At 45.3% G+C, this 26,719-nt stretch carries 26 protein-coding genes; 19 read left to right on the forward strand and 7 right to left on the reverse strand.

Going from position 1 to position 26,719, the window contains the following annotated elements; genetic code table 11:
• The first annotated feature begins 88 nt into the window (after nt 1–88).
• Nucleotides 89–1,066: an HD-GYP domain-containing protein gene (locus ICN45_RS10525; protein WP_216175328.1), complete on the forward strand. Its 978-nt coding sequence runs from the start codon at nt 89–91 to the stop codon at nt 1,064–1,066.
• A gap of 9 nt (nt 1,067–1,075) precedes the next feature.
• Here the strand turns inward: ICN45_RS10525 and ICN45_RS09015 are convergent, their stop codons facing one another.
• Nucleotides 1,076–1,318, reverse strand: a complete 243-nt coding sequence (locus tag ICN45_RS09015) for a GIY-YIG nuclease family protein (RefSeq protein ID WP_216175329.1) — start codon at nt 1,316–1,318, stop codon at nt 1,076–1,078.
• A gap of 105 nt (nt 1,319–1,423) precedes the next feature.
• On the opposite strand from ICN45_RS09015, the gene clpB reads away from it, so the two are divergent.
• The 9 genes from clpB (at nt 1,424) to ICN45_RS09060 (ending at nt 10,994) form a co-directional block, all read left to right on the forward strand.
• Nucleotides 1,424–4,027 (forward strand): ATP-dependent chaperone ClpB, encoded by a 2,604-nt coding sequence (gene clpB, locus ICN45_RS09020; RefSeq protein ID WP_216175330.1) that lies wholly within the window; start codon nt 1,424–1,426, stop codon nt 4,025–4,027.
• A 49-nt stretch (nt 4,028–4,076) separates the two neighbouring features.
• Nucleotides 4,077–5,312 (forward strand): MFS transporter, encoded by a 1,236-nt coding sequence (locus ICN45_RS09025; RefSeq protein WP_216175331.1) that lies wholly within the window; start codon nt 4,077–4,079, stop codon nt 5,310–5,312.
• A 282-nt stretch (nt 5,313–5,594) separates the two neighbouring features.
• The gene (gene aceA / locus ICN45_RS09030) at nt 5,595–6,893 is read left to right on the forward strand and encodes an isocitrate lyase (protein ID WP_216175332.1); all 1,299 of its coding nucleotides are present in this window, start codon (nt 5,595–5,597) and stop codon (nt 6,891–6,893) included.
• 121 nt (nt 6,894–7,014) lie between these two features.
• Entirely contained in the window at nt 7,015–7,455 is a 441-nt protein-coding gene (locus tag ICN45_RS09035) for an HIT family protein (protein ID WP_216175333.1), read from the forward strand.
• Nucleotides 7,456–7,546: 91 nt separating this feature from the next.
• On the forward strand, nt 7,547–8,218 hold the full coding sequence (locus tag ICN45_RS09040) for a 3-oxoacid CoA-transferase subunit A (RefSeq protein WP_216175334.1): 672 nt from the start codon (nt 7,547–7,549) through the stop codon (nt 8,216–8,218).
• The gene (locus tag ICN45_RS09045) at nt 8,215–8,877 is read left to right on the forward strand and encodes a 3-oxoacid CoA-transferase subunit B (RefSeq protein WP_216175335.1); all 663 of its coding nucleotides are present in this window, start codon (nt 8,215–8,217) and stop codon (nt 8,875–8,877) included. The genes ICN45_RS09040 and ICN45_RS09045 overlap by 4 nt, the downstream gene beginning before the upstream one ends.
• A 33-nt stretch (nt 8,878–8,910) precedes the next feature.
• On the forward strand, nt 8,911–10,092 hold the full coding sequence (locus ICN45_RS09050) for a thiolase family protein (RefSeq protein ID WP_216175336.1): 1,182 nt from the start codon (nt 8,911–8,913) through the stop codon (nt 10,090–10,092).
• Nucleotides 10,089–10,481: a Zn-ribbon domain-containing OB-fold protein gene (locus ICN45_RS09055; protein ID WP_216175337.1), complete on the forward strand. Its 393-nt coding sequence runs from the start codon at nt 10,089–10,091 to the stop codon at nt 10,479–10,481. Before ICN45_RS09050 ends, ICN45_RS09055 begins: the two co-directional genes overlap by 4 nt.
• A 171-nt stretch (nt 10,482–10,652) precedes the next feature.
• Nucleotides 10,653–10,994 (forward strand): winged helix DNA-binding protein, encoded by a 342-nt coding sequence (locus ICN45_RS09060; RefSeq protein ID WP_216175338.1) that lies wholly within the window; start codon nt 10,653–10,655, stop codon nt 10,992–10,994.
• A 55-nt stretch (nt 10,995–11,049) separates the two neighbouring features.
• Here ICN45_RS09060 and ICN45_RS09065 read toward each other — a convergent pair whose 3' ends face one another.
• The 5 genes from ICN45_RS09065 to ICN45_RS09085 are packed head-to-tail and all read right to left on the reverse strand — an operon-like array spanning nt 11,050 to nt 15,402.
• Nucleotides 11,050–11,475 carry a DUF1841 family protein gene (locus tag ICN45_RS09065; RefSeq protein ID WP_216175688.1) on the reverse strand — a complete coding sequence of 142 codons (426 nt, stop codon included), beginning with the start codon at nt 11,473–11,475 and terminating at the stop codon, nt 11,050–11,052.
• Complete coding sequence (gene nth, locus ICN45_RS09070) at nt 11,468–12,124, reverse strand: endonuclease III (protein WP_216175339.1); 657 nt, start codon at nt 12,122–12,124, stop codon at nt 11,468–11,470. Before nth ends, ICN45_RS09065 begins: the two co-directional genes overlap by 8 nt.
• On the reverse strand, nt 12,121–12,816 hold the full coding sequence (gene rsxB, locus ICN45_RS09075) for an electron transport complex subunit RsxB (protein ID WP_216175340.1): 696 nt from the start codon (nt 12,814–12,816) through the stop codon (nt 12,121–12,123). Before rsxB ends, nth begins: the two co-directional genes overlap by 4 nt.
• A 46-nt stretch (nt 12,817–12,862) precedes the next feature.
• Nucleotides 12,863–14,161 carry a polyhydroxyalkanoate depolymerase gene (locus ICN45_RS09080; RefSeq protein ID WP_216175341.1) on the reverse strand — a complete coding sequence of 433 codons (1,299 nt, stop codon included), beginning with the start codon at nt 14,159–14,161 and terminating at the stop codon, nt 12,863–12,865.
• Between the two features lie 41 nt (nt 14,162–14,202).
• Nucleotides 14,203–15,402 (reverse strand): amino acid aminotransferase, encoded by a 1,200-nt coding sequence (locus tag ICN45_RS09085; RefSeq protein ID WP_216175342.1) that lies wholly within the window; start codon nt 15,400–15,402, stop codon nt 14,203–14,205.
• A 158-nt stretch (nt 15,403–15,560) separates the two neighbouring features.
• Between ICN45_RS09085 and uvrB the strand changes: the two genes are divergently transcribed.
• From uvrB to fdx, 8 genes are all read left to right on the forward strand, one after another.
• On the forward strand, nt 15,561–17,717 hold the full coding sequence (gene uvrB / locus ICN45_RS09090) for an excinuclease ABC subunit UvrB (RefSeq protein ID WP_255531131.1): 2,157 nt from the start codon (nt 15,561–15,563) through the stop codon (nt 17,715–17,717).
• 135 nt (nt 17,718–17,852) lie between these two features.
• A complete protein-coding gene (locus ICN45_RS09095; RefSeq protein ID WP_216175343.1) occupies nt 17,853–18,422 on the forward strand; it encodes a Fe-S cluster assembly transcription factor in 570 nt (189 codons plus the stop codon).
• 30 nt (nt 18,423–18,452) lie between these two features.
• Nucleotides 18,453–19,712, forward strand: a complete 1,260-nt coding sequence (locus tag ICN45_RS09100; RefSeq protein ID WP_439650788.1) for an IscS subfamily cysteine desulfurase — start codon at nt 18,453–18,455, stop codon at nt 19,710–19,712.
• A gap of 33 nt (nt 19,713–19,745) precedes the next feature.
• Nucleotides 19,746–20,132, forward strand: a complete 387-nt coding sequence (gene iscU, locus ICN45_RS09105; protein ID WP_216175344.1) for a Fe-S cluster assembly scaffold IscU — start codon at nt 19,746–19,748, stop codon at nt 20,130–20,132.
• A gap of 19 nt (nt 20,133–20,151) precedes the next feature.
• The gene (gene iscA, locus ICN45_RS09110; RefSeq protein WP_216175345.1) at nt 20,152–20,475 is read left to right on the forward strand and encodes an iron-sulfur cluster assembly protein IscA; all 324 of its coding nucleotides are present in this window, start codon (nt 20,152–20,154) and stop codon (nt 20,473–20,475) included.
• On the forward strand, nt 20,441–20,980 hold the full coding sequence (gene hscB, locus ICN45_RS09115; protein WP_216175346.1) for a Fe-S protein assembly co-chaperone HscB: 540 nt from the start codon (nt 20,441–20,443) through the stop codon (nt 20,978–20,980). The genes iscA and hscB overlap by 35 nt, the downstream gene beginning before the upstream one ends.
• A 17-nt stretch (nt 20,981–20,997) precedes the next feature.
• Entirely contained in the window at nt 20,998–22,863 is a 1,866-nt protein-coding gene (hscA, locus tag ICN45_RS09120; protein WP_216175347.1) for a Fe-S protein assembly chaperone HscA, read from the forward strand.
• Between the two features lie 41 nt (nt 22,864–22,904).
• Nucleotides 22,905–23,243: an ISC system 2Fe-2S type ferredoxin gene (fdx, locus tag ICN45_RS09125; protein ID WP_216175348.1), complete on the forward strand. Its 339-nt coding sequence runs from the start codon at nt 22,905–22,907 to the stop codon at nt 23,241–23,243.
• A gap of 211 nt (nt 23,244–23,454) precedes the next feature.
• Here fdx and ICN45_RS09130 read toward each other — a convergent pair whose 3' ends face one another.
• Entirely contained in the window at nt 23,455–25,083 is a 1,629-nt protein-coding gene (locus tag ICN45_RS09130; protein ID WP_216175349.1) for a methyl-accepting chemotaxis protein, read from the reverse strand.
• A 148-nt stretch (nt 25,084–25,231) separates the two neighbouring features.
• Here ICN45_RS09130 and ICN45_RS09135 point away from each other — a divergent pair.
• The coding region (locus tag ICN45_RS09135) for a chemotaxis protein CheA (RefSeq protein WP_216175350.1) at nt 25,232–26,719 on the forward strand (1,488 nt) is incomplete at its 3' end.

A 26,719-nucleotide genomic window follows, 5' to 3' on the forward strand; every position in this document is an offset into this window, starting at 1 on the left:
TAATTTTCAAAAAATTCTTTTGCCCTTGCGAGTGATTGCTGGGCTATCGGCACTTATTTTCGCCTTTAATTTTTGCTACGAAGTATTTGTGAGTTATAACCCGTCCTCATATCAAAAATGGGCAATTTCATTGATCACTTTTGTAATGTCGATATGGACTCTGATTGAGGTTCGTGGCTTAAGTCGATGGTTGCCCATATCTTTGGTGGATGTTTTGCTTTATTTAGTGGGAGTTCAGTTGGCTCTCGTCATCCTGCGGATCGTTTTAGCTTTTTTCTTTGAAACTTCAGATGGGCAAGATTGGCGACTTTTTGCCCACATGGAGATTGGATGGCGTTGGATTTTTTTGCTTGCGTATTCAGTGATTTTCATTTCAGTGGTTGACACCATTATTAGACTCTTTTCTTTAAATGAGAAAAATAAAGCTGTAGCCCTTGAAGAGCAAATGCTCGCAAGCTTGAATGCACTAGCTAAAGCTCGAGATAATGAAACTGGCAATCATATTATTCGTACCCAACTATATGTAAAGAATTTGGCATTGCGCCTCAGAAAAATGGGCTATTACGAGGGTGAATTGACCGATCGCATCATTGACCTATTGTTTAAGGCTGCTCCACTTCACGATATTGGAAAAGTCGGAATACCTGACCATATTTTGCTTAAACCCGGTCGCTTAAATGATGAGGAATGGGAGATCATGAAAACCCACACCACTATTGGTGAGGCAGTGCTATCTTCGGCTGAAATTGAATTTAAGGATGAGGATGGAGTGATTGCTAAGGCCTTAAAAATAGCGGGGGGTCATCACGAAAAATGGGATGGGAGTGGCTACCCTAGGGGCTTAAGTGGAGCTGATATTCCATTAGCCGCCCGTATTATGTCCGTGGCTGATATTTATGATGCCCTAGTGAGCGAGAGGGTGTATAAAAAAGGATGGACGCATAGAGAGGCAATTCAAGAAATAATTAGCCATCAAGGCACTTATTTCGATCCTCGGGTGGTAGAGGCGTTTATCGCTGAACAGGATAACTTCCAAGAAATTGCTGAGCAGTACAAGGACGTTTAAATCAAGTAGTTAAAGTTCAAAAAAAGCCAGCTTTAATCCCCTAGGTAGATTCTTTAATTTGGCCTCAGCCTTAGAGGCCTCTGAGCGATCCGGGTGCTCCTGAGTTGCCAAAAGGATTACAGGTCTACGAGACCGGGTATAGCGGGCACCTTGTCCTGAGTTATGAGCCTCCAGGCGATGTTCAAGCCGGTTCGTAATGCCAGCATAGTAGGTGCCATCAGCGCATTCGAGGAGGTAAACAAGCCAGGTCACAGTAGGGTAAGTTCGCTTAAAAAGAGGGTCTAAATGCCTTGAAATCTGTCATATTGCCCTTATATTCTATAGATAGATATATTTGGAGTAGGTGAGAAAAGAAAAATGAGAATAGATAAATTAACAACCAAATTTCAAGAAGCGCTGAGTGAGGCACAAAGTCTCGCTTTAGCAAAAGACAATCAATACATTGAGCCTGCCCATTTATTGTTGGCGATGTTGCGCGATTCTAATGGTGGCGCAAAGAGCTTGTTAACCAGAGCGGGTGTCAATGTTCCAGGTCTAGAAAAAGGTGTAGAGAAAATCATTAGTAATTTGCCAGAGGTGCAGGGCACTAGTGGTGAAGTACAAGTTGGTCGAGATTTAAGTAATTGGCTGAACCTCTGTGAGAAAGAGGCGAACAAGCGCAATGATCAATTTATTGCTGGCGAACTATTCTTGCTAGTAGTGGCCGATGACAAGGGTGAGCTTGGAAAAGTAGCTCGTGAAAATGGCTTAAATCGTAAATCGTTAGAAGCAGCTATTGATTTAGTACGCGGAGGAGAATCAGTGAATAGTGCGGATGCTGAAGGTCAACGTGAAGCCTTAAAAAAATACACCATCGATTTAACCGAGCGTGCTCGTATGGGCAAGTTGGATCCTGTGATTGGTCGCGATGATGAGATTCGTCGCACAATTCAGATTCTGCAGCGTCGCGGTAAAAATAATCCCGTGTTGATTGGTGAGCCCGGCGTAGGGAAGACGGCGATCGTTGAGGGTTTAGCGCAGCGCATTGTCAATGGCGAAGTGCCAGAGACTTTAAAAAACAAGCGTGTCTTGGTTTTAGATATGGCTTTGTTATTAGCTGGCGCTAAGTACCGCGGGGAATTCGAAGAACGTCTGAAGGCTGTTCTCAGTGATGTCGCTAAAGATGAAGGTCAAACTATTATCTTCATTGATGAAATTCATACGATGGTCGGTGCTGGCAAAGGTGATGGCGCCATGGACGCTGGTAATATGCTGAAGCCTGCTTTGGCTCGTGGCGAATTGCATTGCATCGGCGCAACAACTTTAGACGAGTACCGCAAGTACATCGAAAAAGATGCAGCGCTGGAGCGGCGTTTCCAAAAAGTCATGGTGGAAGAGCCGAGCGTAGAGGCAACGATTGCCATCTTGCGTGGTTTACAAGAGCGTTATGAGCTACATCATGGTATTGAAATTACAGATCCAGCAATTGTGGCTGCTGCGGAGTTATCGCACCGCTACATTACTGATCGCTTCTTGCCAGATAAGGCAATTGATTTGATTGATGAGGCTGGTTCACGCATTCGGATGGAGATCGACTCTAAGCCTGAGGTGATGGATAAGTTGGAGCGCCGCCTCATTCAGCTCAAGATTGAGCGTGAGGCCGTTAAGAAAGAGAAAGATGAAGCTTCTCAGAAACGCCTTGGTTTGATAGAAGATGAGATCAAACGCCTGGGTGCTGAATATGCCGACTTGGAAGAAATTTGGAAAGCAGAGAAGGGTGCCGTATTAGGCGCTGCTCATATAAAAGAAGAGATTGAAAAAGTTCGCGCTGACATTGCTAAGTTGCAACGGGAAGGCAAGCTAGAGCAGGTTGCTGAATTGCAATATGGCAAGTTGCCAGAACTTGAAGCCAAGTTGAAGTCTGCTGCTGCAGCTGAAGCTAAGGGCGGTAAAGATGGTGTTGTGAAGAACAAGCTCTTGCGCACTCAAGTAGGCGCAGAAGAAATTGCTGAAGTGGTTTCTCGTGCAACTGGTATCCCGGTATCAAAAATGATGCAGGGCGAGCGCGATAAGCTTCTGAAGATGGAAGAGTTATTACATAAGCGCGTGGTTGGTCAAGAAGAAGCTATTCGGGCGGTATCCGATGCGATTCGCCGTTCCCGTGCCGGCTTGGCTGAAGAGCATCGTCCTTATGGCTCTTTCTTATTCTTAGGGCCTACCGGTGTTGGTAAGACTGAACTTTGTAAGGCATTAGCAGGCTTCTTGTTTGATAGTGAAGATCACCTCATTCGTATTGACATGAGTGAGTTCATGGAGAAGCATAGTGTTGCGCGTTTAATTGGCGCGCCTCCTGGCTATGTGGGTTACGAAGAGGGCGGTTATCTGACTGAACAAGTTCGCCGCCATCCCTACAGTGTGATTCTATTTGATGAAATCGAAAAGGCTCACCCTGATGTCTTTAACGTACTCTTGCAGGTACTCGATGACGGTCGCTTAACTGACGGTCAAGGACGTACTGTCGACTTCAAGAACACCGTAATTGTGATGACCAGTAATATTGGTTCACACTTAATTCAGTCGATGACGGATAAGAAGCAGTCCGAGATTAAAGAGGCTGTTTTTGGAGAGTTGAAGAATCACTTCCGTCCGGAGTTCTTGAATCGGATCGATGAAATTGTGGTGTTCCATGGCTTAGATAAGGACAATATTGCCAATATCGCAAAGATCTTGCTCAAGAACTTGTCAGATCGATTGGCCAAGGTCGATATGCAACTCGAAGTGAGCGATGCTGCACTAGCAAAAATTGCTGAAGTGGGTTTTGACCCGGTCTATGGAGCTAGACCCCTTAAGCGTGCAATCCAGCAGCACATTGAGAACCCCGTATCGAAGATGATTCTGGAGGGTACTTTTGGTCCTAAGGATATTGTCCCGGTAGATGTAGACAAAAAAGGTGACTTTAGCTTCACTCGCCAAGTGCATTAAGAAAAATAGTAGTTCAGCAGGAATATTCCTGCGCCAGTAAACTCGGGACATGACTGTTGCGCTTAGTAGGCGTGCCAGTGATGTCCGGGTTATTGGTCTTATTAGCCTGGCTCACGGCAGCTCTCATTTCTTTCATTTAGTACTCCCTCCCATGTTCCCATGGTTGAAGGATGCTTTTGCCTTAAGTTATGCCGAACTTGGTTTGCTCATGTCTGTCTTCTTTGTAGTGTCTTGTATTGCCCAGGCCGCCTCTGGATTTTTAGTGGATCGTATTGGGGCAAGACCAGTGCTGTTTGGTGGTCTTGGCTTACTGGTTCTTGCGGCTCTGATTTATTCCCAAAGTAATGGCTATGCCATGCTCTTATTGGGGGCAGTAATTGCTGGTTGTGGTAATGGCATCTTTCATCCAGTGGATTACACCCTCATCAATCACAAGGTATCACCCCCCAATCTGCCTTATGCCTATTCAATGCACGGCGTAGCTGGTTATTTAGGGTGGGCTGCAGCTCCAGCCTTCATGGTTGCGATTGCTCAGTTTACCGATTGGCGGATTGCTTTCTTCTCTGCAGCCCTATTAGAGGCTGGCGTCTTAGGGATTCTTTGGCTCAATAAAAACTACCTCATAGATAACGTTAGAGAGCGCCATGAGAACACGCATGCAGGTACCGAAGCTGCTAATCCTGGAGTTGCTCCAGAGAGTGCATTTGCTTTCTTGAAGCTGACTGCAGTGTGGTTATGTTGGATTTTCTTTTTCTTCAGTATGGCATCTACCTCGAGCTTGCAGTCTTTTGCTCCGAGTGCATTATTTGAGATTTACCAAGTGCCTTTAGATGTGGGAAGTTACTACATCACCCTCCTAGCGCTTGGTAGCGCTGGCGGGGTTTTATTTGGTGGTTATCTGGCTGCAAAGTTACAAGCGCCAGAGCAAATCGTTTCTGCCTGCTTATCTATCACGATAGTGATGAGTTTACTATTAGGGACTGGATTCATTCCAATGAGTCTGATTCCATTTCTGTTTATTGGTTTAGGCTTTGGTTATGGTGTTGTTGCCCCTTCGCGCGATCTTTTGGTTAAGGCAGTGACACCGAAAGGGGTAGCGGGGCGTGTATACGGAATCGTGTATTCAGGTATTGATTTAGGCGCGGCAGTGGGACCTTTTATCTTTGGTTTCTTTATGGATGCGGGCCTTCCAAAGGCACTGTTCCTAGGCATTGTTTTATTCCAACTCATGATCATTCCGACCGTATTTAAGGTGTCGGCTGGCGCTGCCCCCAAAACCGCCTAATCAGTCTCCAATCATTTTCACGATGTGAAACGGCATTACACTGCGTAAAATGCAGTGCAATATGATTGGATCAATTGCATTCCAATTAGTGAATAACCATTCCACATAGTAAAAATACCTATTTAAGTCATTGAATTTAAATAATTAAATATTTTAGAAAAATCTCAAATTTCTCTTGTATCTCTGTTGGATCTATTTAAACTCTTATATAAGACATAAGACTTGAAACAGTCTTAAAGGTCCAACAATTTTGAAGTACTTGTTTAACTTAGGGAGAAAAACATGGCAGATCGCAAAGCAGAAATCGCAGCAATTCAGAAAGACTGGGATACCAATCCACGCTGGAAAGGCATTACTCGTGGCTATACCGCTGAGGACGTTGTCCGTCTTCGTGGCTCATTGAAGATTGAGCACACTTTAGCTAAGCATGGCGCTGAAAGACTTTGGGAATTAGTCAACAACGAAGCTTACGTAAATTGTTTAGGTGCTTTGACTGGTGGTCAAGCAATGCAACAAGTTAAAGCTGGCGTACAAGCTATTTACTTGTCCGGTTGGCAAGTTGCTGCAGACGGTAACTCATACGCAGCCATGTACCCAGACCAATCTTTATATCCAGTGGATTCAGTTCCAAAGATGGTTGAGCGCATCAATAACTCATTCCAACGCGCCGATGAAATTCAAACGGCTAAGGGTATCAATAAAGGTGATGCTGGTTATATTGAATATTTTGCGCCAATTGTTGCTGATGCTGAAGCCGGTTTTGGGGGTGTATTGAATGCATTTGAATTAAGCAAGGCATTAATTAAGCAGGGCGCTGCTGGTGTTCACTTTGAAGATCAACTCTCTTCTGTGAAGAAGTGCGGTCACTTGGGTGGAAAAGTATTGCTGCCTACAGCTGAGTCCGTACAGAAATTGATCTCTGCTCGTTTGGCTGCTGATGTGATGGGCGTTCCAACAATCATCTTGGCTCGTACCGATGCTGAAGCTGCTGATTTGTTGACCTCTGACTATGATGAAAATGACAAGCCATTCTTGACAGGTGAACGTACTCCAGAAGGCTTCTACAAAACCCGTAAGGGCTTGGATCAAGCGATTTCTCGTGGTTTGGCATATGCTGCTTACGCAGACATGGTTTGGTGCGAGACTGGCACGCCTGATTTGGATTTTGCTCGTCAGTTCGCAGAAGCCATTCGTGCGAAATTCCCAGGCAAGATGTTGGCTTACAACTGCTCACCATCTTTCAATTGGAAGAAAAACTTGGATGACGCAACGATTGCGAAGTTCCAACGTGAATTAGGTGCAATGGGTTACAAATATCAATTTATTACTCTCGCTGGTATTCACTCCATGTGGTACAACATGTTTGATTTAGCGCAAGATTATATGCAGCGCGGCATGACTGCTTACATCGAGAAAGTACAAGAGCCAGAATTTGCTGCACGTGACCGTGGATACACCTTCGTATCACATCAGCAAGAAGTGGGTACTGGTTACTTCGATGATGTCACCACCGTAATCCAAGGTGGAAAGTCTTCTGTAACCGCATTGACTGGTTCAACTGAAGAAGAGCAGTTCCATTAATCCTGAGTAGATCCCTAAGTAGTGCGTAGTGGCGGCGCAGTAATAACGCACCAATACTGCCGCGGCATCTAAATTACCTCACAAGGGTGACTTAGATGCCGTTTTCGTTTACATTCTTCTCATGTCTAATTGCATACTCTGTAAAGAAGAACTAAAGCCCGAGGAGGGCGAACTGATTTGGCGTGGGGATGACTGCCGTGTCATCCTGGTAAACGACCCTGACTTACCGGGTTTTTGCAGGGTGATCTGGAATCGACATGTGACTGAGATGACTGATCTCACCTATGGTGAACGTGAGCATGTGATGGCATTGGTATTTGTCGTAGAAGACGCTGTGCGTCAGGTGATGCACCCAGACAAGATCAATATTGCTGCCTTGGGGAATATGGTTCCCCATATTCATTGGCATGTCATCCCTCGATTTAAGGATGATGCATTTTTCCCGGGTTCAGCCTGGTCGCTTAGAGCGCAGGAAACGCCAAAGGCTTTACTCGCCAATCGGAAAACACTCGCTCAAGCCCTGCCTGAAGCAATTCGTTGGGCCATTTCTCAAATGCATTAAATTAGCAGGAGATAAGTAAAAGCAGCACCAAAAAGCTGCAGAAAAAAAGCTGTAAGCAGTACCCATAATAAAAAAGAGATGGAGACGTGTAGTGATACAAAAAATAATTCCCAGCGTAGCTGAGGCTGTACGGGATATTGCTAATGGCTCAAGCATATTAGTTTCGGGTTTTGGCGGTGCAGGCCTGCCCATTTATCTGCTCGATGCATTGGCGGAGCAGGGTGCCAAAGATTTAACCATCATCAGCAATAACGCTGGAAATTCAGGAATTGGTATTTCCAAGTTGATTGGCTTGGGCCAGGTTAAGAAAATGGTTTGTTCTTTTCCACGTCAGCCAGAATCCGGCGCTTTCGACGACCTCTATCGTGCTGGCAAGATTGAATTGGAATTGGTTCCGCAGGGAACACTGGCGGAACGCATCCGTGCTGGCGGCGCTGGCATTGGCGGATTCTATACACCTACCGGCTTTGGTACCGAGCTTGCTCAAGGAAAAGACACGCGCGTGATTGATGGCGTGAATTATATTTTTGAGACTGCGATCAAAGCAGACTACGCCTTAATCAAAGCCGATAAAGGAGATCGTTGGGGTAATCTGACTTATCACCGTACCGGAAGAAACTTTGGGCCTATTATGGCAACAGCAGCGCGCTGCACTATTGCGCAAGTAAATCAAATAGTAGAGTTGGGCGATCTTGATCCCGAGACAGTTGTCACTCCAGGAATCTTTGTGAAGCGTGTTGTATTGCTAGGAGCTAAATCATGATTGATCTCTCTCAAGTACAAAAACGCAGTACGGCAGATATTGCTAAACGTATTGTGCAAGATATTCCGGATGGTGCTCATGTCAATTTGGGCATTGGTCAGCCGATGACGATTTCCAACTACCTCCCATCGGATCGTGAAATTCTCCTGCATTCTGAGAATGGCATTCTTGGCATGGGGCCGCTGGCTACCGGTGATGAAATCGATGAAGAGTTAGTCAATGCAGGAAAGCAGCCGGTTACTATGCTACCAGGCGCTTCACTGTGTCATCACGCAGATTCTTTTGTCATGATTCGTGGGGGGCATATTGATATCTGCGTGCTTGGTGCTTTCCAGGTTTCAGTCAAGGGTGATATTGCCAATTGGCGTACGGGTGATCCTAAGGCCATACCAGCGGTTGGTGGTGCGATGGATTTGGCCTTAGGTGCAAAAAAATTGTTTGTCATGATGGAGCATTTGACAAAGTCTGGTGAATCGAAGTTAGTGTCAGAATGCACTTATCCTTTGACCGCCTTAGCAGCAGTTGACTGCATCTACACAGACTTGGCGACGATTGCAGTTACTCCAGAAGGATTGGTAGCGGTGGATTGGATAGACGGTATGTCCTTTGAAGAGCTACAAGAACTCAGTGGCGTACCAATGAAGCGTGCCAGTCAATAAATTAATTTAAAGAAATTTACCCAAGGAAGAGTTATGTCTTTTGCCGCAACTAAATACGATGCATGTATCGCAGGAATTTATGAGCACCCCTTGCGGGTTGCGCCAGACCATACCGTAGCGCAATTGCATGCTGAGGTTGCACGTGGTGCCTTATTAGACGCAGGCCTAACTTTGGATGATGTGGATGCGTATTTTTGTGCTGGGGATGCTCCTGGTATGGGACCCGTTTCGATGGCGGACTATCTGGGCTTAAAAAAATTAAGGTATTTAGATTCGACAGATTCTGGTGGTGCTTCTTATTTAACCCATGTCAATCACGCTGCCCGTGCGATTGCCACTGGGCAATGCCGTGTTGCTCTGATTACCTTAGCTGGCCGCCCGAAGTCTGAAGGTTCAAGTGGCACACAAGTTCGCAGTCAATGGGCTAGCGCTCCGGACTTCGCTTTTGAGAAGCCCTATTCACCAGCCCCATTAAATACCTATGCCATGTGCGCGATGCGTCACATGTATGAGTTCGGTACAACTAGTGAGCAATTGGCTTGGATTAAGGTGGCTGCTTCGCATCATGCCCAATATAATCCCCATGCAGTATTAAGAGAAGTTCTTACTGTTGAAGATGTCTTAAATTCCCCGATGATTGCCGATCCATTACATCGCGCTGATTGCTGTGTCGTGTCTGATAGCGGTGGCGCCATTATTGTTGTACACCCAGATATTGCAAAGACTTTAAAGAAACCGGTGGTCACTATGATGGGTGCCGGAGAAACCACTAAAGGTCAGATGGGTGGCAAAGTCGATCTCACCTATTCAGGATTAGCTTGGGCTGCTCCTTTGGCATTCAAAGAAGCCAAACTGACGCCAGAACAAATTCGTTACGCCTCGATTTACGACAGCTTCACTATTACCGTACTCATTCAGCTTGAGGATTTGGGATTCTGTAAAAAAGGTGAGGGTGGAAAATTTGTTGAAGATGGTCAATTGATTTCCGGTAGGGGTAAATTAGCCTTTAATACCGATGGTGGAGGTTTATGCAACAACCATCCAGCCAATCGAGGCGGAATGACCAAGGTGATTGAGGCAGTTCGTCAGTTACGTGGTGAAGCGCATCCTGCAGTACAGGTACCCAATCTAGAATTTGCTCTTGCCTCTGGTATTGGTGGAGCCTTAGGAACGCGACATGGTGCTGCGACTTTAATTATGGGGAGATTGCAATGAGTGAACATCATCGCTTACCTAGTCCAATAGGTAATCCAGAAAATAAAGTGTTTTTAGAAGCAGCTCAAAATAATCAATTACTGATGAAGTATTGCAATGCCTGTAAGGAATCCCACTACTATCCTCGTACTATTTGTCCGCATTGCGGAAGCGATGATACGACTTGGATTGAATCTAAAGGTCTAGGAGAGATTTATTCCTATACCGTCATGAGACGTGGGGTAGAAGTACCATTTGCAATGGCTTATGTTCGACTGCAAGAGGGTATTTCTATGCTGACGCATTTGACCAACTGTGACTTTGATGCAATTCGGGTGGGACAAAAAGTAAAGGTGGTTTTTCAGGAAACGCAGGATGGGCAAAAGACCCATTTGTTTGAGCCTGCTTAGTTACGCCTATTTTTTATCCTTGTAGCCAGACTCAGCAATCTGATCTGACTCAAAATAGTTCCATCCATTGTGATTAAATGGTTGTATCTAAATAAAAGTATTAGTAATTAAATATAAAAATTGGATTCGATTTCACTAGGTTATTAGACCTAAGGCACATAACATTCTGCTATGTTGCCATCTAACCTTAAATTACTTCATTTTTCCAGCGCGCTAAGGCGTATCAGTGCACGCTACAAGTTACGCGATCAAAAGGACGTCATGGTTCTTGAAGCAGTGCTCACGGCTTATGCTGAGGGCACATCAATTTCTGTTCTAGATTTAATTCTTCGTAAGGAAATCGCATCTCAAGCAACATTACATTCGATTCTGAAGAACTTGATTGAAAAGAAGCTGATCAAATCTGAGGCATCTAAAGAGGATGGCCGTCGTAAGCACGTAACCCCAGCAAAACAAGGTCTGGCATGGCTTGACGACTGTACAGAGCTACTATGTTCAGCATCTCGTAAGTAAGGAATATGAATAGTAAATAGTGAATGGTGAATATTAAATCTATTTCACGATTAAATTAGACTAACTTCTGAAGTGCTTCAAGATAGTTTTCTGGATTAAGTGGTTTGTCTTCACGTTGTGCCTCCCACATTACTTGACCTAAGCATTCCATCATCAGGTGTTGCGCTTCATGTTCTGAGCCCATTTTCTTAGATAGTTTCTCGGCAACTTCTTTAATGCCTGGCGGCTGATTAATGGAGATTTGTTCACTGATTGATAAGTGCATCGACAGATGTAAAAAAGGATTCGTTTCACCTCTTTCAGGGGTGTAATCTTGTGCTAGGGCATCTTCTGGATCTAAAAGAAGATTGTGATATTCCGGATGTTGCTCCATCCAATCGCTTGCCAGCGTTTCCATGGGGTCCAGAATATGCCCTTCTATTTTCTTTTTCCAAGTGCCACAGAAAAAGCGTCGCACTTCTTCACGAGTTGGATTAAATATCGCCACGCACTTTTCCTTTACCGGTTTTTTGTTTGAAGCCACATAAAGGCTCAACAATGCATTGCGCACAATCTGGATTGCGCGCTTTGCAAGTATATCTGCCGTGCAGAATGAGCCAATGATGGGCGTCTAATAGATATTCTTTGGGTACGCGTTTTAGCAGCTGCTCTTCTACCTTGACAACATCTTTGCCGGGAGCTAAACCCGTACGATTGGAGACTCTAAAAATATGCGTATCGACTGCAATAGTGGGTTGTCCAAAAGCAGTATTGAGGATGACATTGGCGGTCTTCCTGCCCACTCCGGGTAAGGCCTCTAGTTCTTCACGTGTCCGTGGTACTTTGCCATCATGTTTTTCTAGCAGGAGTCGACAGGTTTCTTGAATATGTTTGCCCTTGGAATTAAATAATCCAATGTGCTGAATAAAAGGCCTAACGCCTTCTTCACCCAAGTCTAGTAAGGCTTGCGGGGTATTCGCAAGCTTAAATAATTGACGTGTACCCTTATTTACTGAGATATCTGTCGCTTGTGCAGATAAGAGGACTGCAATGAGTAGCTCAAATGGCGAGCTATATTCCAACTCCGTTTCAGGTTTTGGATTATTGGCTTTGAGTTGCTCAAAAAAAGCCCGACGCTTTTCTAGGTTCATGATTTCTTTTGCTGTGCACGTGCAATCGCAGCAGTAATGATGGCCCGTTTTCGCTCTTGCTCTTTCTTATCTGCATCTGATATGGGAGTATCCGCATTTACAGCAAGTAGCTTAGCGCTGGCTTTTTTAGCCAGGCGCTCATCATTGTCTTTTTGCTCGCGATCTAAACGTTGCTCCCGATCGTGATAACGCTTACGGGAGATGTCGGCCAATTCAGAAGACCAGGCATTCCAGCCGGTCGCATCGCCTGTAACATTAATCATGCTGATGCAGTCAACTGGGCATGGCGGAATGCATAAATCACAACCTGTACACCATTCCGTTAAAACAACGTGCATTTGTTTGGAAGCTCCAACAATGGCATCAACAGGACAGGCCTGTATACAGAGTGTGCAGCCAATGCATTTTTGGGGATCAATGAAGGCAACGGGTCTTGGGCGTTCTGCACCGCATTCGGGGTCAATCTGGGAGTGCAAATCAAATGCATCTTGAGGATAAATAGGGGCAAGAATCTGACTCAGGCGCCGAATGCCTTCAATGCCGCCTGGAGGACAGCGATTGGGGAGGATATCGCCTCCCGTCATCGCTTCGGCATACCCACGGCAATCTGGATAGCCACATTTGGTGCATTGGGTTTGTGGAAGAACATCTTCCAAGCGATTGCTGAGTTCGTTCGCTTGGCTAATCTTCATTGCTTTAGAAAAAACAAAAGAAGCAAGGGCATCTGCCCTCACCAATTTATGCTGACTCAGCACCTTCTAATTTTGGGGGCCTAGCTTTGGGCTTCTTATTCACGGCTTGGTGTTCACGAATAAAGGATGTGATCTTTGGATAAACCTTATCGCGCCAACGACGACCTGCAAAAATACCGTAATGTCCGGCACCCGCAACTTCATAGTGGGCTTTATTTTCTTTTGGAATGCCAGCACATAAACCATGTGCTGAACGGGTTTGACCGCTACCCGAAATATCATCCAACTCACCCTCTATGGTTAGAAGGGCGGTCTTGGTGATGTCCTGTGGCTTCACGAGATCTCCAGATACCTCCCAGGTGCCATTAGGTAAGGCGTAATCCTGGAATACTGTTTTGATCGTATCTAAATAGAATTTGGCATCTAAATCTAATACGGCGTTGTATTCATCATAGAAACGAATATGTGATTCAGTATCTTGTTCATCACCGCGAACGAGATCTTGAAAATAATCCCAATGGGATTGCAAGTGATTTTGCGGATTCATGGCAATAAAGCCGGTGTGTTGCAAGAAGCCAGGGTACACGCGACGACCACCGCCTGGATAGTTTGGTGGCACGTTATAGATAACGTGACTCTCAAACCATGCATGGGATTTTTGCTCTGCTAAGTTATTCACCGCTGTTGGTGATTTACGGGCATCAATTGGGCCGCCCATCATGATCATTGAGGCTGGAGTTACTTCACCAGCAGAGGCCATCAGGGAAATAGCACCCAGGGTTGGAACGGTAGGCTGGCAAACAGAAATGACATGCAAATCTACTGCGCCAATGACACGAATAAATTCTTGTAGGTAATGAACGTAATCATCAAGACCAAATTCACCATCTTCAAGCGGAACGTTACGTGCATCGATCCAGTCGGTAATGTAAACCTTATGGTTTTGTAACAGGGTACGCACGGTATCGCGCAATAGGGTGGCATGGTGCCCTGACATAGGAGCAACGACTAATACCACGGGATCTTCTTTGAGGCTCTTAATAGTTTCTACATCATCAGAAAAGCGCTTGAAGCGAACCAGGTTACAAAAAGGTTTTGCAATGATCGTTCTTTCATGGATCGCCACTTCGCGACCATGTGCTTGAACAGCACGAATACCAAATTCGGGCTTCTTATAATTTTTGCCTAAGCGATAGAGGAGTTCATAACTAGCAGCTAAACGCTCAGACCCTGGGACCTTCGAGGCGGGGTTCGAAGCGTTAATGAATGCCTCAGAGGCGGCGCGTGCCCATGAACTGACTGGCTGAAGTAAGGCTTTTTGAAATTCGTGTAACTGATATAGCATGGTACCTCCGGTAATTCAGTGTATCCGCTTATTAAACTTAATTAAGCCAATACGCGGGCGATTGCTTTAGCCACTTTATCAATATTATTGGTATTGAGGGCCGCAACACAAATGCGTCCAGTAGAGAGGGCATAAATGCCATCTTCTTTCTGTAAGCGTTCAACTTGCTCAGCTGTTAAACCTGAGTAAGAAAACATTCCCCGTTGCTTCTCAATGAAAGCAAAATCTTGCTTTACACCAGCAGCAGCGAGTTTTTCAACCAGACCATGACGCATTGCTTTAATCCGATCACGCATCTCTGCTAATTCATCTTCCCAGAGCTGACGCAATGCTGGTGAATTCAAAACAGCGGCTGCAATTGCAGCACCGTGCGTTGGAGGATTGGAATAGTTAGTCCGAATCACACGCTTCAATTGAGACAGTACGCGAGTAGATTCATCTTTGCTTTGTGTCACGATCGACAGTGCCCCAACACGTTCACCATACAGCGAAAATGATTTGGAGAATGAGCTAGATACAAAGAAGGACATACCTGATTCAGCAAACAGGCGAACCGCGATACCGTCTTGCTCAATCCCTACTGCAAAGCCTTGGTAGGCCATATCCAGGAACGGAATCAAGCCCTTGTTCTTGCATATCTCAATGACTTGGCGCCATTGCGCTTCAGTGATATCTGCACCGGTTGGGTTATGACAACAAGCATGTAAGAGTACGGTAGTGTTTTTAGGGAAAGACTCTAGTGACTTCACCATGCCATCAAAATCAACACCACGGGTTGTGCCATCAAAGTAGGTGTACTCAAGCACTTCAAATCCGGCGGATTCAAAAATGCCACGATGGTTTTCCCAAGTTGGGTTACTAATTGCACAAGGCGCATTTAAGTTGAGGCGTTTAATAAAGTCTGCACCAACGCGTAAGGCACCAGTACCACCAAGACATTCTGCAGTAACAACACGACCATCTTGAATGAGTGAAGAATCTGCACCAAATAGCAAAGTCTGCACTGCGCTGTTATATGGGTTTGGGCCTTCGATCGGGATGTAGCTACGAGGAGAGCGCTTGGCTACATGCGCTTCTTCAGCTTTGATCACGGCTTTTAAGAGCGGTACCTTGCCTTCGTCTGTGTAATACACACCCACACCGAGATTCACTTTGTCAGGACGCTGATCTGCAACGTAGGCTTCGGTGAGGCCGAAAATAGGATCTTTGGGGGCTAGCTGGACTGAGGAAAACAGGGTCATTTGAGGTCGAGAATGGTGGTTTAAGGGTAGTTTGGCTTTTATTGTCGTTAAATTTAGCTTAATTGTCGGTTTTTGAGGCCAGACCCAACTATTTCTAAATAAAAACGGCAAAATCATTGTTTTTACAAAATTCGCTGTGAAGAACACTCACAAGTGAAATGATAGCCGAGATGCCCCCTAAGTCCCCCAAAACTGGTTCGAATTCAGAAGCTCAGGATGTCAAAAAAACCCCAGCGGCTGATCCCTTGGGGGAAGCTGGCCATGACCTGGATCCAGCCAAGTTTGTGAGCTTCCCAGACTCCCCGTACCACCTTTACCAGCCTTTTAAGCCCGCGGGTGACCAACCCCAGGCAATTGATGCCTTGGTTGAGGGTATTGAGGACGGCTTGACCTTTCAGACTCTTTTGGGGGTTACTGGTTCTGGAAAGACTTTCACGATGGCCAATGTCATCGCTAGAACAGGGCGTCCAGCCATTATCTTTGCCCCAAATAAGACCCTAGCCGCGCAACTGTATAGTGAATTTAGGGAGTTTTTTCCTCGGAATGCTGTCGAGTACTTCGTCAGTTATTACGACTATTACCAGCCTGAGGCCTATGTCCCCCAGCGTGACCTTTTCATTGAAAAAGATTCTTCTATTAATGAGCATATTGAGCAGATGCGCTTATCTGCTACAAAGAGTTTATTAGAACGACGCGATGTCATCATCGTGGCAACTGTTTCTGCAATTTATGGCATCGGTAATCCGGGTGACTATCACAGTATGGTGATGACTATTCGTCCTGGTGACAAAATGAGTCAGCGCGATATCTTAATGCGCTTGATTGCTATGCAATACGATCGCAATGAAACGGATTTCAAGCGCGGCGTATTTCGGGTGCGTGGGGATACGATTGATATCTTCCCTGCAGAACATAATGAATTAGCAGTCCGTGTGGAATTATTTGATGATGTCGTTGAGAGTTTGCAATTCTTTGACCCTCTGACTGGAAAGATTCGTCAAAAGATTCCACGCTTTACTGTTTACCCAAGTTCGCATTACGTCACCCCACGAGAAACCGTTCTTAAAGCTATTGAAACAATCAAGACAGAGTTACGCACCCGCCTAGATGAGTTTGTGAAGGATGGGAAGTTAGTGGAGGCACAACGCTTGGAGCAACGCACTCGCTTTGATTTAGAGATGCTTAATGAGCTAGGCTTTTGTAAGGGGATTGAGAATTACTCAAGGCACCTCTCAGGCGCAGCCCCAGGCGAGGCTCCGCCTACGCTGGTGGATTACCTCCCTAATGATGCTTTGATGTTCTTAGATGAAAGTCACGTCTTAATTGGTCAACTCAATGCCATGTATAACGGCGACAAATCTCGTAAACATACTTTAGTGGAGTTTGGTTTTCGTTTGCCGTCTGCAATGGATAACCGCCCCCTTAAATTTACCGAGTTTGAAACCAAGATGCGTCAAACCATTTTTGTTTCTGCAACGCCTGCCGATTACGAAAAGACACATCAAGGGCAAGTGGTTGAGCAAGTTGCAAGACCCACTGGATTGGTTGATCCAGAAATTGAAGTGTTGCCAGCAAGTACGCAAGTCGATAATTTGCTCGAACAAATTCATGAGCGCGTCAAAGTGCATGAGCGGGTATTGGTTACTGTTCTCACTAAGCGGATGGCAGAGCAATTAACGGATTACCTTTCTGATAATGGGGTAAAGGTGCGCTATGTGCACTCTGATATCGATACTGTTGAGCGGGTAGAAATTCTGCGTGACTTACGTTTGGGTGTGTTTGATGTTTTAGTGGGTATCAATTTATTACGCGAAGGTTTAGATATTCCAGAGGTATCGCTGGTCGCCATCTTAGATGCCGACAAAGAAGGCTTCTTACGTTCAGAACGCAGTTTGATTCAGACGATTGGGCGCGCAGCTCGCAATGTCCGGGGCAAAGCGATTTTGTATGCGGATCGAGTCACTGATTCTATGAAACGGGCGATGGGGGAGACTGAAAGGCGTCGCACTAAGCAGATTGCCTTTAATAAGCTACATGGTATCGAGCCTAAAGGCGTTAAAAAGCGCATTAAAGACATTATTGATGGCGTCTATGACGTCAAAGAGAAGCGTCAGGAGATGCAGGTGGAGCAGGAGCGGGCTCGCTATGAAGATATGGGTCATAAGGATCTGGCAGCTGAAATCAAGCTTTTGGAGAAGCAAATGAATGCTGAGGCCAAGAATTTGGAGTTTGAGAAGGCCGCCGGCACCCGAGATCGCCTCACTAAGGTCAAGGAAATGGCCTTTGGGGCTCGTTCTAGGGACTCTGTTGGCTAGATTACTGCTTAGCTGAGGGTTCTTGGGGGTATTCCCGAGCGGTTTTTTGGGGTATATGGTAAAGTTGAGTGGAATGGTCGGGTATTACCCGCCCGACTGTTAGCTGTCCATAACAATCCATTATCAAGGTGACATATGAGACTTACAACCAAAGGCCGTTTTGCAGTAACCGCAATGATCGATTTAGCCCTGCGTGAAGCGCATGGTCCTGTTACTTTGGCCGGAATTAGCCAAAGACAAAAAATCTCCCTTTCTTATTTAGAGCAATTATTTGGCAAATTACGCCGTTTCAACATCGTTGAGAGCACTCGCGGACCTGGAGGTGGATACACCCTGGCGCGTAAGGCTGAAGAAATTAGCGTAGCCGACATTATTGTTGCTGTGGATGAGCCCTTAGATGCAACCCAATGTGGCGGCAAAGGGAATTGTCATAGCGATGAAGACGAACATAGGCACTGCATGACACATGATCTGTGGAGCAACCTTAATCTCAAAATGGTTGAGTACTTAAGCTCAGTGAGTTTGCGTAACTTAGTCCAGCAACAAGAAGGACGTGGCATCGTTATTCAAGATATGCGTCAAAAGAAAATGAAGACTGAAGGTGTGAAAGCTGAAAAACCAGCTGTAGCGCTTGCAGCCAAAAAAGAGGCTGCGCCAAAAGCACCTTTGATTAACTCTGTTTTTAATCTCGCGCGGCAAAGCTAAGTACTGCCGCCTAAATTTAATAAGTAAACCATGAACGCACCCCAAGACCTTCCAAAACAACCGGTTCCTATGTTTAGCCCTAAGCACTTTCCGGTGTATATGGATTATTCATCTACAACGCCGATTGATCCTCGCGTAGTTGACAAGATGTTGCCTTATCTGCGCGAGCAATTTGGCAATGCCGCATCTCGCAGCCACGCCTATGGCTGGGCTGCAGAAGAAGCAGTTGAGTGGGCGCGTTCAGAAGTTGCGCTCCTAGTTCACGCTGATCCAAGAGAGATTGTCTTTACTAGTGGCGCCACTGAAAGTATCAACCTAGCGATAAAGGGTGCAGCACATTTTTATAAAGATCGCGGTAATCACATCATCACCGTGAAGACCGAGCACAAGGCAACTTTAGACACCTTCCGTGAGCTTGAGCGTGAAGGCTATGAAGTGACTTATCTAGATGTATTGCCTGATGGTTTGATTGACTTTGCACAACTTGAAGCAGCTACGAAACCAGGCACGATTTTGGCTTCAGTAATGTATGTCAATAATGAAATTGGTGTTGTGCAAGATATTCCCCGTATTGGAGACTTATGCCGCTCACGTGGTGTGATTCTCCATGTCGATGCCGCACAGGCAACCGGTAAAGTAGAAATTGACTTAGAGAAGATCAAAGTCGATTTGATGAGTTTTTCTGCTCACAAAACGTACGGCCCCAAAGGAATTGGTGCTTTATTTGTGCGCCGTAAGCCCCGTATTCGGATTGAAGCCCAAATTCATGGTGGTGGTCATGAGCGTGGCATGCGTTCAGGTACCTTAGCGGTTCACCAAATTGTGGGTATGGGCGAGGCTTTCCGTATTGCCCGTATTGAAATGGCAGAAGAAAATAAACGGATTGGTGGATTGCGCGATCGTTTGCTAAATGGCCTGAAAGATATTGAAGAGGTCTATGTCAATGGCGATATGGAGAACCGCGTTCCCCATAACCTCAATATCAGCTTTAATTATGTTGAAGGTGAATCGATGTTGATGGCCCTCAAAGATTTAGCAATTTCATCGGGTTCAGCTTGTACTTCAGCATCGCTGGAGCCTTCGTATGTACTGCGTGCCTTAGGTCGTAACGATGAATTAGCGCACAGCTCGATTCGATTTACTTTGGGACGCTTTACTACTCAAGAAGAAGTGGATTTCACGATCAAGTTGGTGAAAGAAAAGATTGCCAAGTTGCGTGAGTTATCACCCTTGTGGGAAATGTATAAAGATGGAATCGACTTAAGCACGATTCAATGGGCAGCACACTAACCAGAAATATCGAAAGATTAAAGAGGAAATACAATGGCATATAGCGAAAAGGTCATCGACCATTACGAAAATCCCCGTAACGTAGGTTCATTTGAGAAGGGTGATGACAGCGTTGGTACTGGTATGGTTGGTGCCCCAGCTTGTGGCGACGTCATGAAGTTACAAATTCGCGTAAATGATCAAGGCGTGATCGAAGATGCCAAATTCAAGACCTACGGCTGTGGATCTGCAATTGCCTCTTCTTCTCTAGTGACAGAGTGGGTCAAGGGCAAGACTTTGGATCAAGCATTAGAGATTAAAAACTCACTCATTGCTGAAGAGTTGGCTTTACCACCAGTAAAAATTCATTGTTCAATCTTGGCTGAAGATGCGATCAAAGCAGCGGTAGCAGATTACAAAGTAAAACATCCAGCAAAGTAAATAAAAAGATTTCATTACTATGGCAATTACCTTAACTGACAAAGCAGCTGCACACGTAAACCGCAATCTTGAGAAGCGCGGTAAAGGGTGCGGCTTGCGTTTGGGCGTCCGTACTACGGGTTGTTCTGGTTTGGCTTATGAACTTGAATATGTTGATGTAGCTGCTCCAGAGGACACCATGTTTGAGTCTAACGGTGTGAAGGTATTTGTTGATCCAAAAAGCTTGGCCTATTTGGATGGAACGGAATTAGATTTTGTACGTGAGGGTTTGAACGAGGGCTTTAAGTTTCAAAATCCGAATGTCAAAGATGAGTGTGGTTGTGGCGAATCCTTCCGCGTCTGAAGATTACTTCCATTTTTTTGGTTTACATCAGCAATTCAAAATCGATTTGCCTGCGCTAGATCAGGCTTATCTAGCGATTCAGAAGGAAGTACATCCAGATCGCCATGCCCGCGGCAGTGATGCTGAGCAGCGGCTCGCGATGCAGATGACTACTTACGCTAATACCGCCCTGCAAACATTAAAGAACCCGGTGCAACGGGGTTTATACCTTTGCCAGTTACATGGCGTTGACGCTCAGCTCGAAACCAATACCGCCATGCCTACTGCCTTCCTCATGAAGCAGATGGATTGGCGTGAGAGTCTAGATGAGCGAGCAGAAGACTTGGGTGAGCTTGAGGTCTTAATGGCTGAAGTTCAGGCATCCAAAGAAGAAACCCTTGCTGAAATTGCACAAGCAATTGATGGTGCTAACAATTATGTACGGGCAGCTGAATTGCTGCGCGGTTTGCTCTTTATTGAGAAGTTCGCAATCGAACTAGACGACGCCATTGATGCTTTGATATAGCTTTACACTCTCATCTTATGGCTCTTTTACAAATCTCTGAACCCGGAAAATCACTTTCACCCCATCAACGCCGGATTGCTGTCGGGATTGATTTGGGAACCACCAATTCTCTGGTTGCGATTGTGCGCGATGCCTTGCCTAAAGTGCTGCCCGACGCCCAGGGAAGAGAGTTGCTCCCTTCGGTAGTGCGCTATTTGCCAAATGGTAGAACGCAAGCGGGCTTTGAAGCACTTGAGAGCGTGGTGATTGATCCTAAGAACACCATCCTTTCCGTTAAGCGGTTTATGGGCCGTGGCGTTCAAGATGTTGAACATATTGAAAGTGCGCCATACGATTTTGTAGATCAGCCTGGCATGCTCAAGCTCAGAACAGTCGCTGGCGATAAGAGCCCAATTGAAGTGTCCGCTGAAATCTTGGCACGTTTACGTCAATTGGCTGAAGATTCCGTTGCCGAAGACATTGTTGGTGCAGTGATTACGGTGCCCGCCTATTTTGATGATGCACAACGTCAAGCTACTAAAGATGCTGCCAAGTTAGCGGGTATTGAAGTGCTGCGCTTATTAAATGAGCCTACTGCTGCAGCAATTGCTTACGGCTTGGATAATGCCTCTGAGGGTGTTTATGCGGTCTATGACTTAGGTGGCGGCACCTTTGATATCTCCATACTGCGGATGAGCAGAGGGGTGTTTGAAGTACTTTCTACTGGTGGTGACTCAGCTTTGGGTGGCGATGATTTTGATCACCGTTTGTATTGCTGGGTTATTGAACAAGCAAAACTTCCACCACTTTCCATCTATGACCATCGTATGCTCTTACAAGCCTGTAAACACGCGAAAGAATTGCTTAGTCACAATCCATTGGCGCGCGTCCATGAGACGCTGGCAGATGGCACGGTAGTCAATGTAGGCGTTAGTCAGGCTCAATTCTTTGAGATTACCCAGAACTTGGTCACTAAGACCTTGCTTGCCTGTAAAAAGGCATTGCGTGATGCAGGCTTGAAGGCAGAAGATATTAAGGGCGTAGTCATGGTGGGCGGGTCAACTCGCATGCCGAATGTCCAACGTGCTGTTGGCGAGCTATTTGGAACAAAGCCACTGAATAATTTAAATCCCGATCAAGTTGTTGCACTGGGGGCAGCGATGCAAGCTGATTTACTCGCTGGTAACCAGAGTAAAGATGATGAGTGGTTATTGCTAGATGTGATTCCACTGTCTTTGGGTATTGAGACGATGGGCGGTTTGGTAGAAAAAATTATTCCTCGAAATACCCCAATTCCAGTAGCAAGAGCACAAGATTTCACGACTTTTAAAGATGGGCAGACTGCACTAGCAATTCAGGTAGTTCAGGGTGAGCGCGAACTTGTGCAAGATTGCCGCTCTCTAGGGAAGTTTGAATTAAGAGGTATTCCACCGATGGCTGCTGGTGCAGCAAGAATTCGGGTGACTTTCCAGGTGGATGCGGATGGTTTGTTATCGGTCAGCGCTGTAGAGCAGGGCTCTGGCGTTCAAGCATCTATTGATATTAAGCCATCTTATGGTTTAAGCGATCTAGAAATTACCCGCATGTTACAAGATGGCTTTGCTTCGGCTAAAGAAGATCTGGTCTCAAGATCTTTACGTGAAGAGCAGGTCAATGCGCAGCGTTTATTAGATGCAGTACAAACAGCGCTAGCGAGTGATCGCCATCTTCTGAGTACTGAAGAGCAATCCGCAATCGACCAAGAGATGGTTCGCTTGCAAACGATTTTGAGTGAAGAGACGGATAGTGCGATTGTGCGTAAAGCGGTTGACCATGCTGCGAAAGCTACGGATGATTTTGCACAAATGCGGATGAACGCTAGTATTCAGAAGGCTTTATCTGGCAAGAACGTGGCAGAAATTTAAAAATTATTAGTAAAACATTAGTAAATCAATAGAAAAGAATCATGACTCAAATCGTTGTCCTACCGCATAGTGAATATTGCCCCGAGGGCGCCGTGGTTGAGGCTGCTCCTGGTACGTCGATTTGTGAGGCTTTGCTGGAAAATGACATTCCGATTGAGCATGCCTGTGACATGGTTTGCGCTTGTACTACCTGTCATGTCATCGTCAAAGAAGGTTATCAGAGCCTGAATCCGCCTGATGAGAACGAAGAGGACTTGTTGGATCGGGCCTGGGGTTTAAATCCGCAGTCCCGTTTATCTTGCCAAGCAATAGTGGCTCGTGAAGACTTGGTGATTGAGATTCCTAAGTACTCTATTAATCATGCCAAAGAGAATCATTAAGGCCGGCGGCGCTTAAGAAGCTGATACTGATCCCCTAAAGGCAGACTAAAGCGCACCAAAATGATGCAATAGGGTTCAAATTGATGCAATTCACTGCCATGTAACTGAAATAGAGGACTAATATGAACTAGTAGTTTGTTCTTTAAGTTGTACCTCCAAAAATCTTTTGCAAGCCATCCTTCGGGGTGGCTTTTTCTTTACCAAGAAACGACTAGCATTCGAATTTGGAGACCAACTCTTTTAGTCTTGCAGCAACCCTTGCTAACTCCATAGAAGAGTTTTGAATCTCTGAAGATCCACTGGAGATACCGCGAGAGGTCAATGCAACCGCTTCAATCGTTTCAGTAATTTTTGCGGAGCTACCCGCTGAGGTGGAGATGTTCCGAGAGATTTCACTGACGGTGGCTACTTGTTCCTCAACGGCTGTTGCAATGACAATGGAAATCTCATCAATTTTATTAATAATCTGGGTGATTTCTTGAATGGATTCAATCGCGCCTTTTGCATCGAGTTGAATGGTATCGATGGATTGACCGATCTCATTGGTTGCCTTCGCGGTTGAGCGGGCCAACTCTTTCACCTCATTCGCAACTACGGCAAAGCCTTTACCAAGCTCACCGGCGCGAGCTGCTTCAATGGTGGCATTAAGTGCCAGCAGATTAGTCTGCTCTGCAATATCAGCAATGACTGCTACCACCTCACCAATTTGAATACTGCTATTGCTCAGCTTGGACATTTTTTGATTAGTGTTATTAGCAATTTCAACAGCACGATTGGCAACCCGCGAGGCTTCCATGGCATTAATCGATATTTCTCTAATACTGGTGCTGAATTCTTCAGTCGCTGCCGCCACAGAATGAGTATTTTGACTAACATTGTCCGAAGATTGTGCAACATCATTGGCTTGAGCTGAGGTCTCTTCTGCGTTGGCATTAAGCTGCGCGCTTACTGCTGCCAGCTCTTCTGAGGAGGAGCTGATCATTAAGGCATTGCCGCTAATCTCTTGTATCGCACTACGCAAATTATTCTGCAGTGTTTGAACAGATTGGGCAATTTGACCGATTACACCTACATAATCAGCGCCTAGAATTTTGGTATTTAAGCGTGATTCAGCGAGCGCGTTTAGTGATTCTTTAGTTTTATGCAATGGATCAATAATGGAATGCCTGAAACGCATTCCAACCAAGATGCTGAGAAAAAAGGCAATGATGATAGTGATGCCAGTAGACCAAATGGCATTCGATTTTGCTTCCAAAGCCCGATCGTAATAGATCTGAGCACTCTCCAATTTCACATCAATAAAATCCTGCAGATTCTTTGTAATACTGGGTTTAAAGCCTGTAAATTTTGGGCCAAAGTACATGGCAGTTGCTGCAGCTGGCGAATTTTTTTCTAGAATAATGATTTGCTCAATAGCAACTAAATAAATATTAAAGTCTTCAACAAGCTCATTGAATTCCACGCGCGTTTTTGCACGGGTAATATTGGCATCTACTCGATTTAGCGTTTCTTGTAAATCATTACGCAACTTCTCAATATTCGCGAGAGCCTCTTCGCGAATAACTTGTCCTTCGGCTTTGCTAGGTGCGGAAGAGGCAAGGAGTAAGTGATTTATCTCCACGTCGAGTGCGATCGCTTCAACCTGAAGTTGTCTAGAGTCGCTGATGCCTTGTGAGCCTTGTATGTATAGCCAGCGAGAACTTTCTCCCATAATCTGGTAGCCGTAAATTGAAATGCCACCAACGATGAGCGTAAATACAAGAATTAGTCCAAAGCTCACTTGTAGCTTAGTTTTAACAGTGGATTTTCTTTCGAATTTATCTAGTAGGGTACGAAACATTCGTGGCAGCTTCCTATTGAAGGTTCTTGGGCAGGTTGAGCGATTGAAAGAAGGGGATTTAGAGATTATTACTTAATTTAAGCTAATATCGTTATTAGGCCTCATTCTATCTGCCCGACGAAAGAAATGTCTATTAGTATTGGTTTAAATGGAAAATCACGACGATATCCTTGCTGAATTCATCCTGGAGGCTCGGGAAATAATCGATCAATTGGATGTCGATTTTGTGCGCTTTGAGGAAAACCCGAATGACCCATCATTGGTGGGGAATATTTTCCGAGGATTGCATACCCTAAAGGGCAGTAGTGGCTTCTTTTCCCTCAAGCGGTTCGAAACCCTTTCCCATGCCGGGGAGTCTTTATTGGGAAAAATTCGCTCAGGTCAAATTACCTTAGATTTGGCTAAATCGAGTAACTTATTAAAGATGAACGATGTTCTTCGTCAGATCATTGAGCATGTTGAAAGCCATCATGTTGAACCAGCGGGTAATGACCAGGAGCTAATTAATAGCTTGATGGGGATGGCCAATCCAGATAGTCAAGATGTAAAGTCCTCAGTTCAGCACGAAGATATAGCACAAGCATCAACACCTTCCCTGGATGCGGAAGAGCCTGTTGAGCCTCAAGATCTCTCAGAGCTTGAGGTAAATCCTGCTCCAGGACAGGGAGTGGTTGTGCCCGTCAAAGTGGCTCCAGATATTCTGGATAAATTAATGAATATTGCCAGTGAAATGGTATTAGCGCGTAATCGCCTCTTGCCTTTCTCGCAGCAATCTACCGACAAGTTATTTACTAGTGCGGTACGAAGTATTGATATGCTCACTTTGGAATTGCAAGAGCGCATGATGAAAATGCGAATGCAGCCGATTTTCCATATTTGGGCAAAATTTCCTCGCCTAGTCCGAGATGTTTCTTTGGAATGCCACAAAAAAGTCAGATTACTCCAAGAAGGATCTGAAACAGAGTTGGATCGGATCTTGTTGGATAGTATTCGAGACCCCTTGATTCATTTGATTCGCAATAGTATTGACCATAGTATTGAGTCGCCAGCGCTGAGGCTTGAAAAAGGTAAGTCGGAGGTTGCAGATTTAATATTGCGTGCTGCGCACCAAAACGGCATGGTGATCATCGAGGTGATTGATGATGGCGCAGGAGTGGACTATGCGCGTGTCCGTCAACGCGCCATATCAAATGGACTAATCTCCCCAGAAAAAGCCAGCGCTCTCAGTAATAAAGAATTAATTAATCTAATATTTTTACCTGGCTTTTCTACTACAGATAAGGTTACGAATCTTTCTGGTAGAGGGGTTGGTATGGATGTCGTCAAAAATAATATTGAAAATATTGGCGGCAGTATCGAAATTACCAGCACGCCTAATCAAGGGACGCATGTTAAGTTAAAGATACCGCTGACACTGGCCATTTTGCCGACCCTCTTTGTTCAGAGTGGCGGGGAGATTTTCTTGATTCCGCAAAATCGGATTTTAGAATTAGTCCGCTTTACCCCGAATGCACCCAATAATGGGATAGAAGATTTTTATGGAACCCCTACATACCGCTTGAGAGATAGATTAATTCCATTACTCTTTTTAAACGATCAGTTAAATTTACCCCAGCCAGCCCCCAATCCAAAGCAA

The sequence above is a fragment of the Polynucleobacter alcilacus genome (assembly GCF_018881545.1).
GTDB lineage: Bacteria > Pseudomonadota > Gammaproteobacteria > Burkholderiales > Burkholderiaceae > Polynucleobacter > Polynucleobacter alcilacus.